The sequence below is a fragment of the Leucobacter sp. BZR 635 genome, assembly GCF_048061935.2.
Lineage (GTDB): Bacteria > Actinomycetota > Actinomycetes > Actinomycetales > Microbacteriaceae > Leucobacter.
This window is the reverse complement of sequence record NZ_JBLUNZ020000023.1, coordinates 24,115-40,686: the sequence shown is the minus strand read 5'-3', so window position 1 is coordinate 40,686 and position 16,572 is coordinate 24,115. Positions and strand designations below refer to the sequence as shown.

Here is a 16,572-nt window from a genome sequence, read left to right as displayed (position 1 = left end):
CCTGCGCGTCCTCGCTCGCGTTGCGCGAGCAGCGCGCCGCGGGGCCATCGGCCGGGGTGTTCTCGGCCGAGGCGTTAAAGCGATGCAGCCCGGCTCGGAGCGATTCAAGCTCCGCGTCGCTCCAGTCGGCGAGGCGCTCCCGGTAGGCGTTCGACCAGCGCTCGCGCACCCCGCTGAGGAGCTCACTTGCGTGGGCGCTCGTGGTGAGCAGCTGCACCCGGCGGTCCTCCGGCGACTCGGTCGCCTCGATGAGTTCGAGTTCCCGCAGCTTCGCGACGTGGCGGCTCACGAGCGACTTGTCCATCTCCAGCCAGTGCCCGATGCCGGTCGCCGTGATGGGGCCGCGGCGGAACACAATCTGCAGCACGATCATGCTCATGCCGCTGAGCTCATGGCTCACCTCGTTGGCGTAGCGGGTCCAGCGGGTCCGCGAGAACGCGAAGGCTTCGGAGAACTCCGAGATGATCCCAGAAATAATGTCATCGTCGGATGGTGAGGAGGCCATCGTTCGTCCTATCGGTTGGTTTCGCGGTCGGTGCCGGGGCGGTGGCTCGGCAGCAGGATCGGCCCCGTGGTGTCGACGAGTACGCGGTCGACGGGCCTGGTGCGCTCCGGGCCAGAGGCTGCCTCGGCAGAAGCGGCCTCTTCTACTGTAGCTAAGCCAGCCTCTGCATCTTGCAGCTCGGCGATCCGCTCGGCGTTACTCTTCGTGTCGAGCGGAATGTTCGGGAGGAAGATGATCGCGATGAGAGCGATGACCGCGACCGGTGACGCGGCGAGGAAGATGTTGCCGATCGCGTGGCCGTAGGCCGACTCAACGACGTCGCGGATCGGTTCGGTGAGGTCCGCGATCTTCGGCAGCGTACCGCCAACGAGTGCTTCGGCCCCCGCGAGATCCTTCGGCGGGAGCTTCGCGAGGCCCTCCTTCATGTACTCGGTGACCTGGTAGGAGAGCAGCGCGCCCATTCCTGAGATACCTGCCGTGCCGCCGACGGTGCGGAAGAACGTGACGGCGGAGCTCGCGGCACCCATCTGGGTGGGCGACGAGGTGTTCTGCACGACGAGCACGAGGTTCTGCATGGTCATGCCGACGCCCGCGCCGAGCATCGCCATCGAGATGCCGACGTACCAGTAGTTGGTGTCGTGGCGGAGCTGCCCCATGAGCAGCAGCCCGGCGAGCAGCGCGACCGCGCCGACGACCATGTAGCGCTTCCACTTGCCCGTGCGGGTGATGATCTGCCCGACGATGGTGGACGAGATGAGCACGCCGGCCATCATCGGGAGCGTGAGCAAGCTTGACTCGATGACCGAGCGGCCGCGCGCGAGCTGCATGTACTGGCCGAGGAAGACGGCCGTGCCCATCATGGCGAGCCCGACCGCGATCGACGCGATTGCCGCCATCGTGAAGGTGCGGTTCTGGAAGAGCGTCATCGGGATGAGGGGTTCTTCGACCTTGAGTTCGACGAACACCGCGATGACGAGTGCGACGATGCCACCGCCGACCATGACGGCCGTCTGCCAGGACCACCAGGGGAAGTTCTGGCCGCCGAGCGTCACCCAGATGAGGATGCTTGAGAACCCGAGCGAGATGAGGGCCGCGCCCCAGTAGTCGATCTGGATCTTGCGCTTGATCGTCGGCAGGTGCAGGGTGCGCTGCAGCATGACGATGGCGACGATCGCGATGGGGGCTGCGACGTAGAAGTTCCAGCGCCAGCCGATCGTGTCGGTGAGGAGCCCGCCGAGCAGCGGACCGCCGACCGTGGCGACCGCCATGATGGCGCCGAGAATGCCCATGTACTTGCCGCGCTCGCGCGGACTGACGATTTCGGCGAGCACGATCTGGCCGAGCGCGCCGAGGCCGCCGACGCCGATGCCCTGGAGCACGCGGAAGGTGATGAGCCAGGTCGGATCCTGAGCAAAGCCCGCCATCGCTGAGGCGACGATGAAGATCACGAGCGAGAGCTGCAGCAGCACCTTCTTGCTCGTCAGGTCGGCGAGTTTGCCCCAGATGGGGGTGGCGATCGCGCTCGCGAGCATCGTGGCGGTGACGACCCAGGTGAAGGAGGCCTGTGTGCCGCCGATGTCGGCGATGATGATCGGCATTGAGGTGCCAACGACGTTCATCGCGAGCATTGATACGAAGTTCGCGAGGAAGATGCCTGCTAAGGCGAGGTTCTTTGCCCGACCGGCGAGTGGCTCTGTCGGGTCTGCTGCTGTGGCGGCGGGGGTGGTGCGGCTCATTGAGTGACGGGGTCCTTACGAAAGTTGATGACGGTCAACTATATAAGGGATGGTTGATTCAAGTCAACTAACGACGGGAGCGGGCGGCGTGAGTCCGAAAACTCCCACCGCCCGCTCCCGCGCCCCGCGATCCTATGTGTCCGCGCGCTGCGCCCGCTGCGAGAAATAGACGGGAATGAGCGAGAGGAGGATCATGAGCGTCGCGACGACGTTCACCTGGTTGACCTCGTTGGGCCTGCCCATCTGGTTCATGATCCAGAGTGGCAGCGTCTCCGTGCCAGGTGGCGCCGTAAAGATCGTCACGACGATCTCATCAAACGACAGCGCGAAGGCGAGTAAGCCACCCGCGATGAACGCGGGGCGGAACTGCGGAAAGGTGACGAGCCGGAACGTCTGCCAGATGCCTGCACCCAGGTCTGCCGAGGCCTCCTCGAGGTTCGGGTTCATGCGGCGCAGGCGTGCGATGACGTTGTTGAACACCATCACGACACAGAACGTCGCGTGCGCGATGATCATGCCCCAGTACCCGACGTGGATCCCCATCGGCTTGAGCACCTGGTGGTAGGTGTTCGAGAGCGCGACACCGGTGACGATGCCGGGGAGGGTGATCGGGAGCACGATGAGCAGGTTCACGGTGTGCTGCCCGAAGAACTTGAAGCGCTGCAGGGCGAAGGCCGCGAGCGTGCCGAGCACGAGGGCGAACGCGGTCGCGATCGAGGCGACAATCACCGAGTTGATGAAGGCGGCGTGCATCGCCGGGTTCGTGAGGGCCTTGCCCCACCACTCGAGCGAGAAGCCGGGGATCGGCCAGCCGGAGACTCGGCCCGAGTTGAAGGAGTTCATGATGATCACGAACATCGGGATGTAGAGGAACCCGAGCACGACGACGGCGACGCCGCCGAGCGCGATCTTGGTTCCGCGATTCAGTCGTAGCATTGGTTGCTCCTGCGCTCAGAGGTTGTTCAGGGCGCCGGTGCGACGGACGGCCCCCAGGTAGACGATGACCAGCACGATCGGCACGAACGAGAACGCGGCTGCGAGCGGCGGGTTGAGGTTGATGTTCTGCGCGATGATGCTGCCGATCATCTGCGTGGATCCACCGACGTACATCGCGGAGAGGTAGTCGCCGAGGCTGAGGGAGAACGTGAAGATGGATCCCGCGATGAGCGAAGGCAGCAGGAGCGGTGCGACAACGGTGCGGATCGTGCGGAAGCCGCGGGCGCCCAGATCGGAAGCCGCGTCGAAGAGGTTCGGCGGAATCTGGGCGACGGCCGTGTAGACCGGGATCGCCATGTACGGGAACCAGAGGTAGACGAGGGTGAGCGTCACGGTGACCACGCCGAGGCCGGGGCCGGAGATGCCGAGTGGCTCAAGCGCCCAGTTGAAGAAGCCGTTCTCTGTCCAGACGAGGCGCATGCCGATGACCTTCACGAGGTACCCGGCCCAGAGGGGGAGCGTGACGAGGACAGCGAGCACCGCGCGGAGCTTCGGGCCAGCGACCTGCGACATGAACACCGCGAGCGGCACCGAGAACAGTGCGCAGATGAGGGTGACCGCGAGCGCGATGCCGAGCGTGCGCAGTGCGGTCATGCCGTAGGCGGGCACGGTCGCGAGCTGCGTGAAGTTCTCGAGCGTGAAGCCGGGCTTCACGCGGGAAGTGAAGGGATCGGTCGTCCAGAACGCCGTCACGAGCATGATCGCGAGCGACAGAATGTAGACGCCGACGAGCCACACCATCGGGAGCGTGAGGAGCGACGCGAGTCGACCCTTCGGGTGTCGGTGGAGCGCGGTCGAGATGGGCCGCGGCTTGCGTTGAAGAGCTGACTGAATGCTCACGGGTGTCCTCGCTGACAGAGTGTGGGGAGAAAGTAGGGGGTGTGGGGTGCCCGAGGGCACCCCACAGTCGGGTGGTTAGCCCTTAACGGTGGCCCAGGCGTTGGTCCAGTCCTGGTAGTTCGTGCACTTCACATCGGTGCGGCCGTCGAGGCACTGGTCGATGGGGGTCGTCCAGAACCACACCTGCTTGTAGTACTCCTCGTCGGTGGCGTTGAAGTAGTCGCAGTGCGCCTTCGCCTCGTCGCCCAGCTCACAGAACGCGCCGTTAGCGGGACCCATGCCGAAGTTCATGGCGATCGCGCCGTTCACATCGGGTGCCGAGGTGTAGTCCATCCACGCGTATGCGCAGTTCGGGCTCTTCGAGTCGGTTGCGAGCATCCACGCGTCAGACCAGCCGGTTGCGCCCTCCTTGGGAAGCACGCTCTTGAACTTCTCGTCCTGCGTCGCCTTGCGCAGCACCTCCCACGAGGTGCCGACGACCGAGTTGCCGCCGGTGAAGGAGGTCACGTTCGTTGCGGGTGACCAGTACTCGGAGACCATCTTGTTCTGCTGCTTGAGGAGCTCGGTTGCGGCCTCGAGCTGCTCCTGGTCGAGCGCGTACGGGTTTGTGATGCCGAGGTCGGGCTCGTGCTCCATGAGGTAGATCGCTGCATCCGCGATGTAGATCGGGCTGTCGTATGCCGCAATCTTGCCGGCGTACGGGCTGTCCTTCTCCCACACGACGTCCCAGCTGTCGGGAGCCTCAGTGACGACCTCGCTGTTGTATTCGAGGACGTTTGCGCCGCGGCCGATCGGGATGCCGTAGACGTTGCCGTTCAGGGTGTCGTAGAGCTGGCCCTTCATGCCCTCAACGATGTCGTCAGAGAAGTTCGGGATGAGCTCGGTGGTGAGCGGCTGCACATTGCCGTCGACGATGAGCCGGAGGCTCGCGTCGCCTGAGGCGGAGACGAGGTCGTACTCGCCGGTGCGCATGAGCTGCACCATCTCGTCGGAGGTCGCTGCCACCTTACGGTTGACGACGCACCCGGTGTCGGCGGTGAACTTGTCGGCCCAGGCGGGCTCGACGAAGCCCGACCAGGCGACGATGTTCAGTTCTTTTTCGTTCTCGCCGAGCTTTTCGATGGCCGGGATCTCGGGGACATCGATCTGCAGTCCGCCGTCACCGGCGGGTGCGCCGCTGTCGGACGAGCAGCCAGTGAGGGCGAGGCCGAGCACCGCCGCCATGGCGATTGGTGCTGCGAGCAGTTTCTTGTTCATCGGTACTCCTTTGTAGGGGGATGAGTGGTGAGGTGAAGCGGTGTTGGACGTGAAGCGGGAGGCAGCGCGGAGCTGAGCTACGCGTGCTGCGGAGCCTTCGCGGCTGCCGTGGGAATCGCGGTTGCGTGGCTCGCCTCGAAGCGCACGCTCACGGCGTCGCCGCGGCGAATGCTCGCCTCGGTGCGCGGGGTGTGCGAGTTCTGCTTCTCCGAGATGATGCGCGTGCCGTCTGCGGTGTCGAGCAGGTAGCGGGTGTGCGCGCCGGCGTAGACGGTCTCTGCGACGGTGGCGGGCAGCGCGATGACGCCGGGCTCGACGGGCGCGGTTGCATCGGCGATGTGGACGCGCTCGGGGCGGAGGCTGTGCGTCGCCGACGTACCGAGGAGGCGAGCGGAGAGCTCTGCGGGCAGCAGGTTGGTGACGCCGAGGAAGCCGGCAACGAACTCGGTCTGGGGGAATTCGTAGACCTCGCGGGGCGAACCGACCTGCTCGATCTTGCCGTTGTTGAACACCGCGACGCGGTCGGAGAGCGTGAGCGCCTCCTCCTGATCGTGGGTGACGAAGATGAAGGTGATCCCGACGTCGCGCTGGATCTGCTTGAGTTCGACCTGCATGTGCTCGCGCAGCTGCTTGTCGAGCGCGCCGAGCGGCTCGTCGAGCAGCAGCACCTTCGGGCGGAGGATCAGGGCGCGGGCGAGCGCGATGCGCTGGCGCTGGCCACCGGAGAGCTGCGAGGGGAGACGGCCGGCAACGTGGCCGAGCTGCACCTGCTCGAGGGCTTCGGTGACGAGCTTCTCGCGCTCAGACTTTGCGAGGCCGCGGACCTTGAGGCCGTAGGCGACGTTCTCGGCGATCGTGTAGTGCGGGAAGAGCGCGTAGTCCTGGAAGACCGTGTTCACCTCGCGGTCGAAGGGGGCCGAGCGGGTGACGTCGCTGCCGTGGAGGAGGATCTCGCCCGCGGTGGGCTCTTCGAAGCCCGCGATCATGCGGAGCACGGTGGTCTTGCCGGAGCCGGAGGGGCCGAGCATGGAGAAGAACTCGCCGGCGCGAATCTCGATGTCGAGATCTTTCACCGCGGTGACTTCGCCGAATGATTTTTCTACGCCGCGCAGGGAAACTGCGCTCGTGTGCTCGGTGCTTGGGGTGTGGGCCATGTCGCCACTGCTCCTCAACGTCGTTGTCGATCAGGTCGGTTAGAACTTTAACATAGGGGATTAGATGTTTTAAGCACAAACCCATCTTCGGCGTCACGTTTTGATTACGCTTAGGGGTGCGGGCCCACTCTCGGCCCCTGAACGGAGGCGCGCCCTTGAACACAGCAGTGCCCGGCGCGACCCCGAGTCGGCTCCGCACGGCGGCCTTCGCGCCCATCGGCGAGGAGGGGCGCGCCGACATGGTTGTGTCGCGACTCGTCCAGGCCATTTCGGTGGGTGCCTTTACCGAGGGCGAGCGGTTGCCGAGCGAGAACGAACTCTCCACCTTGCTCGGCGTCGCCGTCGTCACGGTGCGCGAGGCGCTCAGCGAGCTCCGCCACCGCGAGCTCATCGAGACGCGACGCGGCCGCAACGGTGGCAGCTTCGTGCGCCCCAGCCAGGCCGCCGTCGAAGAGGTGAATGCCCGCGCGCTGCTCGACGAGCCGCGCGTCGCGATCGCCGACCTAGGCGTGCACTACGAGGTTATCTCGGCCGCGTGCGCCGAGTACGCGTGCCTGCGTGCGACCGAGGAGGAGCTGCAGATCGTCGCCGACGTGCTCGCCGAATCGCGCGACGCGCCCGTGTTCCAGTGGCGCAGGCGCGTGACCGAGGTGCAGCTCGAGCTTGCAGCACTCAGCCAGTCGGTGCGGCTCACGAACGAGCACGTCAGGCTCCAAACCGAGTTCACTCCGCTGCTCGCCCTGCAAGACTTCGACGACGAAGCCCGCGAGCTCACCCATGCGGCGGTGGTCGCGCAGGTGGAGGCGACGAAATCCGGAGATGTGCAGTTGGCGCGTGCCGCGGTGCGCGAAAGCGTGCGGGGTTCGGTACGCTGGCTCATCGCCTTCCGCGCGGAACTACTCGCGGGCTCCCAAGACTCCGATCTTCGTGGCACACTTGAGGCGCGACGCAGACGACGCGAACGGGAGACACGAGATGAGCAATGAGGCGACTCAGCTGGCGGAGGGCATCGCCGGCATCGACACTTTTTTCGATGGCGTATTTGCACCGCTCGCGACATGGATCCCGAACCTCGTCGAGGAGCTGCGCGGCGGAAACCTCCCGATGACCGGGACTGCTCTCGCCACGCTGATGCGCGAGGGAGCCTTCGGCGTGCTCGACACCGCCGACCGTCCGCTCTACGGAGCAGGCTTCTGCGGCAGCGCCGCCGTAGTGAGCGAAGGTAACCCGCTTGCGTGGTGGCAGGGAGCCGACCGGCACCTGCTTGCCTCGTCGACCTTCGGGCCCGGCCAGGCCGCGATCGACCTCGAGCGGCTTGAGTGGTTCAGGGTGCCGAAGCAGACGGGAAAGCAGCACGTCGCCGGCCCCTTCGTGGACTACCTGTGCTCCAACGAGATCACCCTCACCTCGTCGATGCCCGTCGTGGTCGACGGCGAGTTCTGGGGTGTGGCCTGCGCAGACGTGCTCATTGCCCGCATTGAAGAGTGTCTTCTGCCGGGCATCAGCGAGGTCGCGGGAGCCGCGCTCGTCAACGCTCACGGCAGGGTCGTGGTTTCGACCGATCCTGACCGCGAGACCGGCGACCGCTTCCCCGGCTTCGACGCAACGCCAGCGCCCGACGGCGCAGACCCGGTACTCGTGGTGCGCTCGGAGCGCTACCCGTTTGCGCTCGTCGCCCCGAAGTAGCACGCGCGACCAGACGGCCCGCGTGGCCCAGGATTTCACCCTGCCTCAACCCTGAGGCAACCCTGGTTGAGCCCTGAAACACAGGGACTTTCGCAGAGACCCCGTTATACGATTTCCCACGTGACGAGACCAGAGGACGACGCCGATAAGGCGAGGCGGTTGGGGCAGCCCATCGCGCGATTTATGGCGCGCTGGCGCGGCTGGATTCGCAAGTACCCCTGGCTCGATCTCATCTACCGCATCATCATCACCGTGCTCGGCGCGCTGATCTCGATCGTCGGGCTGATCCTCGTGCCGCTGCCCGGCCCCGGCTGGCTCGTCGTGTTTATCGGGCTCACCGTGCTGGGCTCCGAGTACCACTGGGCGCGGCGGATTCTGGGGTGGCTGCGACGCACGCTCGCCCGCTTCTGGGAGCGGTGGAATGCGTGGCGCGCCAACCGCGCAGCGAAGAAACGCGCTGCGGCGGCTGGCGCGGAGGGAACTGGGCCCGCTACTTCACCATCGGAGCGTTAAACAGGAACGGATCCGTTCCACCGCGCTGGTAGGTCTCGGTGACCTTTGTCGCGGCGATGATGTGTAACACGAACCCAGCAATGTGGGCGAGGGTCAGCACCAATGAGCCGATGCCAGGAATGATGAAGAGTACCCAGCCGAAGAGCAACAGCGCGGTGCGCAGGAGCGAGAAGTTCAGGTTTGCCGCGTGCAGCGCGCGCACCTGCGGGCTCGCCCGAGGGCTTTCGACGAGGAAGAAGATCAGCGCCGGGATCCAGAAGAAGAACACCGAGAGCCAGTAGTTAGCCGTGAGGTTCTGGAGCGGATTCTGCGGCTGCTGCCCCTGTGGGTACTGCTGTTGGTACTGCTGCTGCCCCTGAAAATATGGGGGCTGCTGGGGCTGCTGGGGCTGTTGCGGCTGGTAGTAGCCGGGCGGCGGAGCCGAGTAGCCTGGTGGCGGCGCGGAGTAACCCGGCTGCGGCGGTGCGGAGTAACCGGGCTGCGGCGGTGCGGAGTAACCGGGCTGCTGCGGGGCCCCGTAACCGGGGGAAGCGGGCGGCGCGGGCGGCGGCGGGATGCTCCCCGCGCTCTCGCCAGCGGCTGGGGACTCGCCGAGTGGTGTCTCGGGCGCGCCAAAGGTCTGGTCCGGGGTGTCCGTCGGGGTCTGTGGAACCTCGTTCGGTGTCCCGTCGGATTGCTCGTTGCCCTCTGGAGGAAGCGTCGTCATCGGAAGTCCGTTCGTTGCTCGTACCTGTGTGCGCTCGACGCGGACAGCCAGTAGGTGGTGGATCCGCGCCGGGTGCTTCGAGACTACCGCCTAGCGGCTATGCCGCCTAGATGAAATCTGGGCTGGGCGAAGAAGCCGGAAGAATCGCGACGTCTGCGTGGCGGTCGAAGCGGTAGCCGGTTCCGCGAACGGTACGCACGATGTCTTGGTAGTGGGCGAGCTTGACCCGCAGCCGGCGGATGTGCACGTCGATCGTGCGTGCGCTCGGGATCTCTTCGTCTTCCGCGCCAGCCCACAGGGTTTCGATGATCTCCTCGCGGCCGACAGTGCGACCCTCACGGAGCACGAGAAACTGCAGCAGCTCAAACTCGCGGAAGGTGAGGTTTGCCGGGACGTTGTCGAGCAGCACGCGCTTGCGTGACAGGTCGAGTACGACGCCGCTGCTTGCGCGATCCTCGTCAGCCTGCGGCTTCCGGTGGGCGTGTGCGGCGGCGGGGTCTCCGAGGGCGAGCCGCACGACATCGACGTCACGGCCGCCCGTGCCCTCTGGGGCGAGGGCGACTGCGGCATAGGTTTCGGCGTTCGGTGCGAGCTGGGCGACCAGGCGCTTGATCTCGTTAACGACGGCGCCGATGCTCGGGTCTGCGGAGTTCAGCTTCTCCTCGGAGAGACCAACGTAAAGGGCGAAGCCGCGAACCTCAGTCTCGGAGGGGCGCTGGGTGGTGGTGATGGTAGCCATGATGAAGTCCTTTTGGTGCTCCCATGCGGAGCCTTGCTGCGAATGTATGCGGCTGTTCCAGGCGGAGGGCAAGAAACGCGATCAGAGGATCGCTGAAGCCCTGCAGAGCCGGAAGCCAGAAACGGTGGAACGTGTGTGGCAGTTAGTTGCACATTCGGCAGCACATACCTTCGCGACCGGACATCATCATGCCGGTAATCCCAAAGTTCACCTCGGAGGCGGACTGGGTGCGAACGAAAGTATGCATAACGATAAGTTACGGCTGCCACGCGTTCGTGTCAAGCGGCAACTGCGGCACACCTGTCTCAATCTGGCGTAATACAAGCGTGCCTTCGCGGCCGAGATCAACGAGAATGGCAAGAACGCAGTATCCCTTGGAAGGACATCCCCGCATGAGTACCGAGTCATTCGCAGCCAGAGTCGATGCGATTACCGCTGAGGATCTTCGAATCGTTGGCGGTACGAAGTGGGATGATCCCGACGTGATGGGCGCATTCATCGCAGAGATGGACTTCGGTGTGGCCCCGGCGATCACCGAGGCGCTCCACGTCGCCGTAGACGAGGGCGCCTTCGGGTACACGCCCCCGCGATATACGTCAGCGCTGAAAGAGGCGACCTCGAGCAGGCTGAACAGCCATCACGGCTGGGCAACAACGCCCGCGGACGTCTTTCCTGTCCCCGACGTGATCACCGCCCTCGAGGTCGCGATCGCCCACTTTTCCCGGCCCGGGTCGAAGGTGATCGTCCCGACGCCCTCGTACATGCCGTTTCTCACCGTTCCCGGCATGATCGGCCGCGAGGTCATCGAAGTGCCGATGCTCGAGGTCGACGGTGTGTGGTCGTTTGATCTCGACGGGCTGCAGGCAGCGTTCGATGCGGGCGGCAACTGTCTCCTGCTCTGTAACCCCTTTAACCCGCTCGGTCGGGTGTTCACGCGCGACGAACTGCTCGCGGTGAGCGAGGTAGTCGAGCGCAACGATGGCCGAGTGTTCTCCGACGAGATCTGGGCACCCCTCGTGTACTCGGGGGCCGAGCTCGTGCCCTACGCGACGATCAACCCGACGACCGCCGGTCACACCATCACCGGCACAGCCGCCTCAAAGGCCTGGAACATTCCCGGCCTGAAGTGCGCCCAGATCGTCGTGTCGAACACTGCCGACCAGGGGCGCATGACCGAGCTTGCCCACTGGGCGGGCCGCGGCACAGCGACCCCCGGGATTATCGCAAGTACCGCCGCCTACACCGAGGGCGACGAGTGGCTCGCGGAGACCGTGGCCTACCTCGAGGGTAACCGTGACGAACTCGTCGAGCTTGTCGCAGAGCACCTCCCCGGCGTGAAGCTCACGGTGCCCGAAGCTACCTACGTCGGCTGGCTCGACTTCCGGGGCGTGGGCCTCGCGAACCCGGCAGCGTTCTTCCGCGAGCACGCGGGCGTCGGGCTCACTGATGGCGGTGCCTGTGGTGAGGCCGGCGTCGGAAGCGGCCGCTTCATCTTTGCGATGCCGCGCCCGCTCATGCGTGAGGCAATCGAACGGATGGGCAGGGCCCTCCGCGCCAACTAGCTATTTGTATCCAATGCCTCTACTGTGAGCTGAAGATTGTCGGGTCCGGGCGCAGCCCGGTCAGCTCACGAAGGGGCGCACCAGCATGGATTTTCAGCCACAGACACAGCAGATGCCGCAGGCACCAGACCCCGTGGAGAAGAAGTCCGCGAAAAAGGCCAAGCTGAAATCCATTGGCATCCCTGTACTCGCAGGGCTCATCGGGTTGTCGCTGGGCAGCGCAACCGCAGCGACAGATACCAAGTCAGAGCTCGAGGAGCTCAGGACCGTTGAGCAGACTCTCTCTGACAGTGTTCAACACCTGCGGGGAGAGAACTCCGCGGCGATTGAGGACCTCGGAGAGGCCGAGGCGGAGCGCGACAGCAGCGTGGCGCTCGTGAAGAAACGTGACGGCGAGATCAGTGAGCTGCAGGCGCAGATTGAGCAGCTGCAGGCACAGGTGAAGGAGGTCGAAGCGCAGGCTGTCGAAGCGCAGGCCGCCACCGAGGCCGCTGCTGCGCTGAACGCCGTGGCACCCGCTCCTGTGGACTCCGGCCCCGCGCCCGAGCCGATCCCGTTTGCGGCGCCTCCCGCGCCTGAACCAGTCCCGGCGGCCTACTACGCGAACTGCACGGCCGCCAGAAACGCGGGCGCTGCCCCGGTGTACGCGGGCGACCCCGGGTATGGGAGGCACCTCGACCGCGATGGCGACGGAGTGGGGTGTGAGTCCTAGAGCTCCGCTGCCTGCGAGAATAGCTGGGTGAGCGAGAACCCGAACCCCGAGACCGACACCCACCCCGAGCGCACGACCGCCGGGGTCGGGCCGTGGCCAGGCGGGCGGGAATCGTGGCCGGCCGAAGCGCACTACGACGCGGAGCTGCTGGAGCACGGCGACAGTCGCAACGTCGTCGACCGCTACCGCTATTGGAGCATGGACGCAATCGTCGCCGACCTCGACGAGCAGCGCCACCCCTTCCACGTCGCCATCGAGAACTGGCAGCACGACATGAACATCGGCTCGATCGTGCGCAGCGCGAACGCCTTCGCCGCCGAAACCGTACAGATTGTTGGCCGCCGCCGCTGGAACAAGCGGGGGGCCATGGTCACCGACCGGTACCAGCACGTCGAACACCGCGAAGACATCGCCTCACTCGTCGCCTGGGCTGCCGCCGAGGGGATCCCCGTCATCGCGATCGACAACGTTCCCGGCTGCGTGCCGATGGAGACCTTCGACTGGCCCGAGCGCTGCGTCATGCTGTTCGGGCAGGAGGGCCCGGGCCTCTCGGAGGAGGCGCTCGCCGCAGCCGAAGCGGTCGTCGAGATTAGCCAGTACGGATCCACCCGCTCGATCAACGCGTCCGCCGCCGCGGCCGTCACGATGTACTCCTGGGTGACCCAGCACTCGCCCCTCGCGCCGCGTCGCGGCTAGCTGCGCGAGGCCCGGTTAGAAGAGCCTGCCTGCGGATTCGGGGGCGGGCTCCTCGAGTGTAAGCAGTACCCGCTTGCGGTCGAGCCCGCCCGCGTAGCCGGTGAGCGAGCCGTCGGCTCCGAGCACCCGGTGGCAGGGGATCAACACGCACAGCGGGTTGTGGCCGACGGCCTGCCCCACGCGCTGCGCGAGCGCGCGATTACCGAGCGCTACGGCGAGTTCGCCGTAGGTGGTGGTCGTGCCGAAGGGGAGGTTACCGAGCAGCGCCCAGACCTGCTGCGAGAACTCGTCGCCGCGGGGCGCGAGGGCGAGGGCAAACTCGGTGCGCTCCCCGCTGAGGTACTCCCGAAGCTGCCTCGCGGCCTCTCCGAGGGGGGCGTCGTCGGGCTCCGAGCCAAGATCCTCCCCGATCTCCTCGGGGTGTGGCGGGTAGCGATGATCGGCAAAATAGAGGCCGACGATTGCGGGGCCCTCTGCCACGAGCAGCAGCTCGCCGAGGGAGGTCGCGAACAATCCGTGCCTGGTGCCCATGGCGACAAGTGTAATGCGGTTCCTCGCATGTGAAGGTGTGCGCCCAGTGCCCCGCGGGGATCCGCCCCGGCATCCTCCCTGCCCCGATTAATTCAGACCGACCCTTGCGAGGGCTGAAAACGGGTCGGAATGAATTAAACGGGGCTTGCGGGATTCATGCGGGGCTTCAGGAAACGAGCGCGGCGGCATGCCTGATGGCCGCACCGAGAAGCGGAGCGCCGTGTGTTGGGCGTATGTGGAGGGGCCGACGGGAATCGAACCCGCGTTCTTAGCTTGGGAAGCTAATGTCTTACCATTAGACGACGGCCCCGAGGGGCGACCGGGATGAACTCCCGACCGTTAGAGCGTAGCAGAATCGGGCGTGCCGCTCGGAACACGAACGGCACGCCCCAACAATTTATCCCTCGGTCTGGCAGACGGCGCGCTCAGTGAGCAGCGCGCCCTGATCCTCCGCCGACCACGGCAGCTCAGCGCCGGTGAGCGCCGCGAGCTGGAACGCGAGCGCCTGCGCGAAGCTGGGGCCAGCCGACGAGTTGTTCAGCGCAACAACAACCGAGAGCCCGGTTGTGGGGTCAGAGTACGCCGCGGTGATCGAGCCGGTCATGACGCCTGCGCGCCCCATGAGCGGACCGATCTTCTCGACGGCGAAACCAATCTGCCGCCCCTCGGTGTCGGGCTCGGAGGTCGGCTCGCCGTTCTCGTCACGCTCCGGGTTCTCTGCCGGCAGAAACTCCGTCACTTCCTTCGAAGCCTTCTCGCCACCGAAGCCGCCCGAGAGGTACTTCGAGTAGAAATCCTTGATGTCGGTCACCGTAGTGAGGCTTGCGCCCGCGCCGCGAACCATCGATGGTGACAGCTCGGTGATCTCGGTGACGCCCGCCTCGCAGAGTGGGGTGCCGCCCGCTACGGGGTAGGCGGTGGGGGTCATGCTGCCCGAAGGGATCTCGGTCTCCGCAAAGTTCTCGGGGTACGACGTGGCACCCATTCCGGCGGGATCGAAGACGCGGCGGGTCAGGAGCTCCGCGGTGTCTTGACGCGAGTTCAGGCGGATCGCCCGGTCAAGCAGCAGCGCATTCGTGTCCGACAGGTTGACGTTCTTACCTGGCCACGCGAGCGGTGAGCGCGCGAGTCCGTTCGCGATGAGCTCCTGCTCAGGCCACGAGCGCGCCGGAACGTTGGTGAACCGATCCGTGAGGCCGCGGTTGTAGTCGGCGAGCCCCGAGGTCTGGTCGCACAGCTGCCCGTAGGTCACGCCGGCGATCCCTGGCTGGCGCGGAAGATCCTTGGCGACCTCGCGATCCAACTCCAACTGGCCTGAGCCGACGAGATCGAGCAGCAGCGCGCAGACGACGGGCTGGGTGGTCTGTGCGCCACGGAACGTGGTCTTGGCCGAGACTCCCTCACCGTATCCGCGAACGTAGGCGGCGTCGTCGTTCTGCCACACGCCAATAACCGCCTCAGTGGATCCGCTGAGCGCGAGCGCGTTCTCGACGGCACCGTCGACCGCGGCAGCGAGCTCAGGGCTGACTGAGTTTTGGTCTGAGTTCCCTGAACCCGCGGAACTGCTCGTGCACGCAGTGAGGGTGAGGCCCACGACAGCGAGCATGCTGAGAGCCGCAATAGGGCCAACTCGTTTGACTCTGGAAAACACGAAACCGCCAATCTCGACCCGCAGGCGCGCGGGAGCACGAATCCCTCGATGATACTCTGTGCGACTCTCAGTGTCGCTGAGCGCAACGGGTGCGTAGAATGAAAGATGTGATGAATTTTGATGCCGCAGTGATCTCTGCCGTTACGGGCCACATGAATGATGACCATCTCGATGACAGTCTGCTCATCGCGAAGGCATTTGGCTACCCGGAGGCGACTGCGAGTGCGATGGTCGGCCTCGACGCCAACGCTGGGGTCTGGAAGGTCACCGACGCCGCTGGCGAGCACGAGCTTCGTGTCGACTGGCCGATGGCACCGATCTCCGATCGACCGCAGATTCGCCGCCAGGTCGTCGAGCTCTACAAGGCAGCCTGCGCGAAGCTGGGCGTGCCCGCGCGCGACGAGCATCAGAGCCCTGAGGCCGCAGGCCACGGGGAGCACGCACACGGCGGCCACGGCCACGGGAATCCTCACGGTGGGGCACACCCGCACGGATCCAACCCGCACGGCGGCAACCCGCACGCCGCTGACGACGCAGCAGACGGCCCGAAGCCGTTCTCGCGCGTGGTTCGCGAGAGCTCGTGGTCTGATCACTCGAGCAGTGAGGGCGCGAACTTCATGGAAGACATCATGCGCGGTGTCGCCTCGAAGCAGGACTACATCGACCTCGTTGCGCAGCACTTCTTCATGTACGAAGCGCTCGAGGAGGCTGCCCAGCAGCTCTCCGCAGACCCCGCCTACGCGGCGCTGCACCCTGAGGCGCTCGTGCGCATGGCCACGCTCGAGATCGACCTCGAGCACCTGCTCGGGGCGAACTGGCGTGAAGAGATCAGCCCGGTTGCGGCGACCGCGGCGTACGCGGCACGCATGCGCGAGGTCGCAGCGGAGGGCTGGATCGCTGGCATCATCGCGCACCACTACACGCGCTACCTCGGCGACCTCTCGGGCGGTCAGATCATCGCCAAGCGCGTTGCTCGCCAGCACGGCTTTGACGGCGCGGGCATCGCGTTCTACGACTTCGAGTCGCTCGGCGACCTCAAGGCGTTCAAGGAGACCTACCGCGACGGCCTCGACGCGCTCGGCGAAACGCTCAGCGAGGAAGAGCAGCAGCGCATGGTCGAAGAGGTGCGCGCGGCGTACGCCTTCAACACCGCGATCTTCGTTGACCTCACCGCGCTGAAGCAGGCCGCGGCCTAACTGCTCTTTCTCCGCCGCCGTGGTGCGGCGAGCCGTCTCGGGCATCCTCACTGCCGCCATTCATTTGGACCGACTCTTGTGCGGGCCAAACA

The 16,572-nt window shown here is 65.8% G+C and carries 17 protein-coding genes and 1 tRNA gene; 7 read left to right on the top strand and 11 right to left on the bottom strand.

Annotation, left to right across the window (positions count from 1 at the left end; all coding sequences use genetic code 11):
* The 6 genes from ACI1US_RS04175 to ACI1US_RS04150 form a co-directional block, all read right to left on the bottom strand.
* Positions 1-505 (bottom strand): MarR family winged helix-turn-helix transcriptional regulator (locus ACI1US_RS04175; RefSeq protein WP_461638383.1); only part of this gene is annotated, 505 nt, incomplete at its 3' end.
* Between the two features lie 8 nt (positions 506-513).
* Positions 514-2,241, bottom strand: coding sequence for a DHA2 family efflux MFS transporter permease subunit (locus tag ACI1US_RS04170; RefSeq protein WP_461638381.1), 1,728 nt, complete (start codon positions 2,239-2,241; stop codon positions 514-516).
* Between the two features lie 132 nt (positions 2,242-2,373).
* Complete coding sequence (locus tag ACI1US_RS04165; RefSeq protein WP_416549945.1) at positions 2,374-3,177, bottom strand: ABC transporter permease; 804 nt, start codon at positions 3,175-3,177, stop codon at positions 2,374-2,376.
* Positions 3,178-3,192: 15 nt separating this feature from the next.
* Positions 3,193-4,077, bottom strand: a complete 885-nt coding sequence (locus ACI1US_RS04160) for an ABC transporter permease (protein WP_416549944.1) — start codon at positions 4,075-4,077, stop codon at positions 3,193-3,195.
* Positions 4,078-4,152: 75 nt separating this feature from the next.
* Entirely contained in the window at positions 4,153-5,334 is a 1,182-nt protein-coding gene (locus ACI1US_RS04155; RefSeq protein ID WP_416549943.1) for an extracellular solute-binding protein, read from the bottom strand.
* A gap of 77 nt (positions 5,335-5,411) precedes the next feature.
* A complete protein-coding gene (locus ACI1US_RS04150; protein WP_416549942.1) occupies positions 5,412-6,488 on the bottom strand; it encodes an ABC transporter ATP-binding protein in 1,077 nt (358 codons plus the stop codon).
* Positions 6,489-6,643: 155 nt separating this feature from the next.
* Between ACI1US_RS04150 and ACI1US_RS04145 the strand changes: the two genes are divergently transcribed.
* The 3 genes from ACI1US_RS04145 to ACI1US_RS04135 all read left to right on the top strand — a co-directional run bounded on the left by ACI1US_RS04145 (position 6,644) and on the right by ACI1US_RS04135 (position 8,687).
* On the top strand, positions 6,644-7,474 hold the full coding sequence (locus ACI1US_RS04145; RefSeq protein ID WP_416549941.1) for a FadR/GntR family transcriptional regulator: 831 nt from the start codon (positions 6,644-6,646) through the stop codon (positions 7,472-7,474).
* The gene (locus ACI1US_RS04140) at positions 7,464-8,174 is read left to right on the top strand and encodes a cache domain-containing protein (protein WP_461638377.1); all 711 of its coding nucleotides are present in this window, start codon (positions 7,464-7,466) and stop codon (positions 8,172-8,174) included. The genes ACI1US_RS04145 and ACI1US_RS04140 overlap by 11 nt, the downstream gene beginning before the upstream one ends.
* Before the next feature lie 120 nt (positions 8,175-8,294).
* A complete protein-coding gene (locus ACI1US_RS04135) occupies positions 8,295-8,687 on the top strand; it encodes a TIGR02611 family protein (protein WP_461638375.1) in 393 nt (130 codons plus the stop codon).
* Here the strand turns inward: ACI1US_RS04135 and ACI1US_RS04130 are convergent.
* Both ACI1US_RS04130 and ACI1US_RS04125 read right to left on the bottom strand, forming a co-directional pair.
* Positions 8,665-9,393, bottom strand: a complete 729-nt coding sequence (locus tag ACI1US_RS04130) for a DUF4870 domain-containing protein (protein ID WP_461638373.1) — start codon at positions 9,391-9,393, stop codon at positions 8,665-8,667. The two genes, ACI1US_RS04135 and ACI1US_RS04130, sit on opposite strands and share 23 nt — an antisense overlap.
* Before the next feature lie 106 nt (positions 9,394-9,499).
* Complete coding sequence (locus tag ACI1US_RS04125) at positions 9,500-10,132, bottom strand: winged helix-turn-helix domain-containing protein (RefSeq protein ID WP_461638371.1); 633 nt, start codon at positions 10,130-10,132, stop codon at positions 9,500-9,502.
* 392 nt (positions 10,133-10,524) lie between these two features.
* On the opposite strand from ACI1US_RS04125, the gene ACI1US_RS04120 reads away from it, so the two are divergent.
* From ACI1US_RS04120 to ACI1US_RS04110, 3 genes are all read left to right on the top strand, one after another.
* A complete protein-coding gene (locus ACI1US_RS04120; RefSeq protein ID WP_461638369.1) occupies positions 10,525-11,694 on the top strand; it encodes a MalY/PatB family protein in 1,170 nt (389 codons plus the stop codon).
* A gap of 85 nt (positions 11,695-11,779) precedes the next feature.
* On the top strand, positions 11,780-12,406 hold the full coding sequence (locus tag ACI1US_RS04115; RefSeq protein WP_461638367.1) for an excalibur calcium-binding domain-containing protein: 627 nt from the start codon (positions 11,780-11,782) through the stop codon (positions 12,404-12,406).
* Positions 12,407-12,433: 27 nt separating this feature from the next.
* The gene (locus ACI1US_RS04110) at positions 12,434-13,102 is read left to right on the top strand and encodes a TrmH family RNA methyltransferase (RefSeq protein ID WP_461638365.1); all 669 of its coding nucleotides are present in this window, start codon (positions 12,434-12,436) and stop codon (positions 13,100-13,102) included.
* Positions 13,103-13,117: 15 nt separating this feature from the next.
* Here the strand turns inward: ACI1US_RS04110 and ACI1US_RS04105 are convergent, their stop codons facing one another.
* From ACI1US_RS04105 to ACI1US_RS04095, 3 genes are all read right to left on the bottom strand, one after another.
* Positions 13,118-13,633 carry a methylated-DNA--[protein]-cysteine S-methyltransferase gene (locus ACI1US_RS04105; RefSeq protein ID WP_461638363.1) on the bottom strand — a complete coding sequence of 172 codons (516 nt, stop codon included), beginning with the start codon at positions 13,631-13,633 and terminating at the stop codon, positions 13,118-13,120.
* A gap of 236 nt (positions 13,634-13,869) precedes the next feature.
* Positions 13,870-13,943: transfer RNA gene (locus ACI1US_RS04100), tRNA-Gly, on the bottom strand.
* Between the two features lie 87 nt (positions 13,944-14,030).
* Complete coding sequence (locus ACI1US_RS04095; protein ID WP_461638361.1) at positions 14,031-15,239, bottom strand: serine hydrolase domain-containing protein; 1,209 nt, start codon at positions 15,237-15,239, stop codon at positions 14,031-14,033.
* A gap of 155 nt (positions 15,240-15,394) precedes the next feature.
* On the opposite strand from ACI1US_RS04095, the gene ACI1US_RS04090 reads away from it, so the two are divergent.
* Entirely contained in the window at positions 15,395-16,480 is a 1,086-nt protein-coding gene (locus ACI1US_RS04090) for a biliverdin-producing heme oxygenase (protein ID WP_461638385.1), read from the top strand.
* Positions 16,481-16,572: the final 92 nt, after the last annotated feature.

Bases quoted from the DNA above. Each gene is read 5' to 3' on its own strand.
- ACI1US_RS04150 (WP_416549942.1), bottom strand. From the start codon at position 6,488: ATGGCCCACACCCCAAGCACCGAGCACACGAGCGCAGTTTCCCTGCGC.
- ACI1US_RS04165 (WP_416549945.1), bottom strand. From the start codon at position 3,177: ATGCTACGACTGAATCGCGGAACCAAGATCGCGCTCGGCGGCGTCGCC.
- ACI1US_RS04170 (WP_461638381.1), bottom strand. From the start codon at position 2,241: ATGAGCCGCACCACCCCCGCCGCCACAGCAGCAGACCCGACAGAGCCA.
- ACI1US_RS04125 (WP_461638371.1), bottom strand. From the start codon at position 10,132: ATGGCTACCATCACCACCACCCAGCGCCCCTCCGAGACTGAGGTTCGC.
- ACI1US_RS04105 (WP_461638363.1), bottom strand. From the start codon at position 13,633: ATGGGCACCAGGCACGGATTGTTCGCGACCTCCCTCGGCGAGCTGCTG.
- ACI1US_RS04115 (WP_461638367.1), top strand. From the start codon at position 11,780: ATGGATTTTCAGCCACAGACACAGCAGATGCCGCAGGCACCAGACCCC.
- ACI1US_RS04090 (WP_461638385.1), top strand. From the start codon at position 15,395: ATGAATTTTGATGCCGCAGTGATCTCTGCCGTTACGGGCCACATGAAT.
- ACI1US_RS04120 (WP_461638369.1), top strand. From the start codon at position 10,525: ATGAGTACCGAGTCATTCGCAGCCAGAGTCGATGCGATTACCGCTGAG.
- ACI1US_RS04130 (WP_461638373.1), bottom strand. From the start codon at position 9,393: ATGACGACGCTTCCTCCAGAGGGCAACGAGCAATCCGACGGGACACCG.
- ACI1US_RS04155 (WP_416549943.1), bottom strand. From the start codon at position 5,334: ATGAACAAGAAACTGCTCGCAGCACCAATCGCCATGGCGGCGGTGCTC.
- ACI1US_RS04095 (WP_461638361.1), bottom strand. From the start codon at position 15,239: ATGCTCGCTGTCGTGGGCCTCACCCTCACTGCGTGCACGAGCAGTTCC.
- ACI1US_RS04140 (WP_461638377.1), top strand. From the start codon at position 7,464: ATGAGCAATGAGGCGACTCAGCTGGCGGAGGGCATCGCCGGCATCGAC.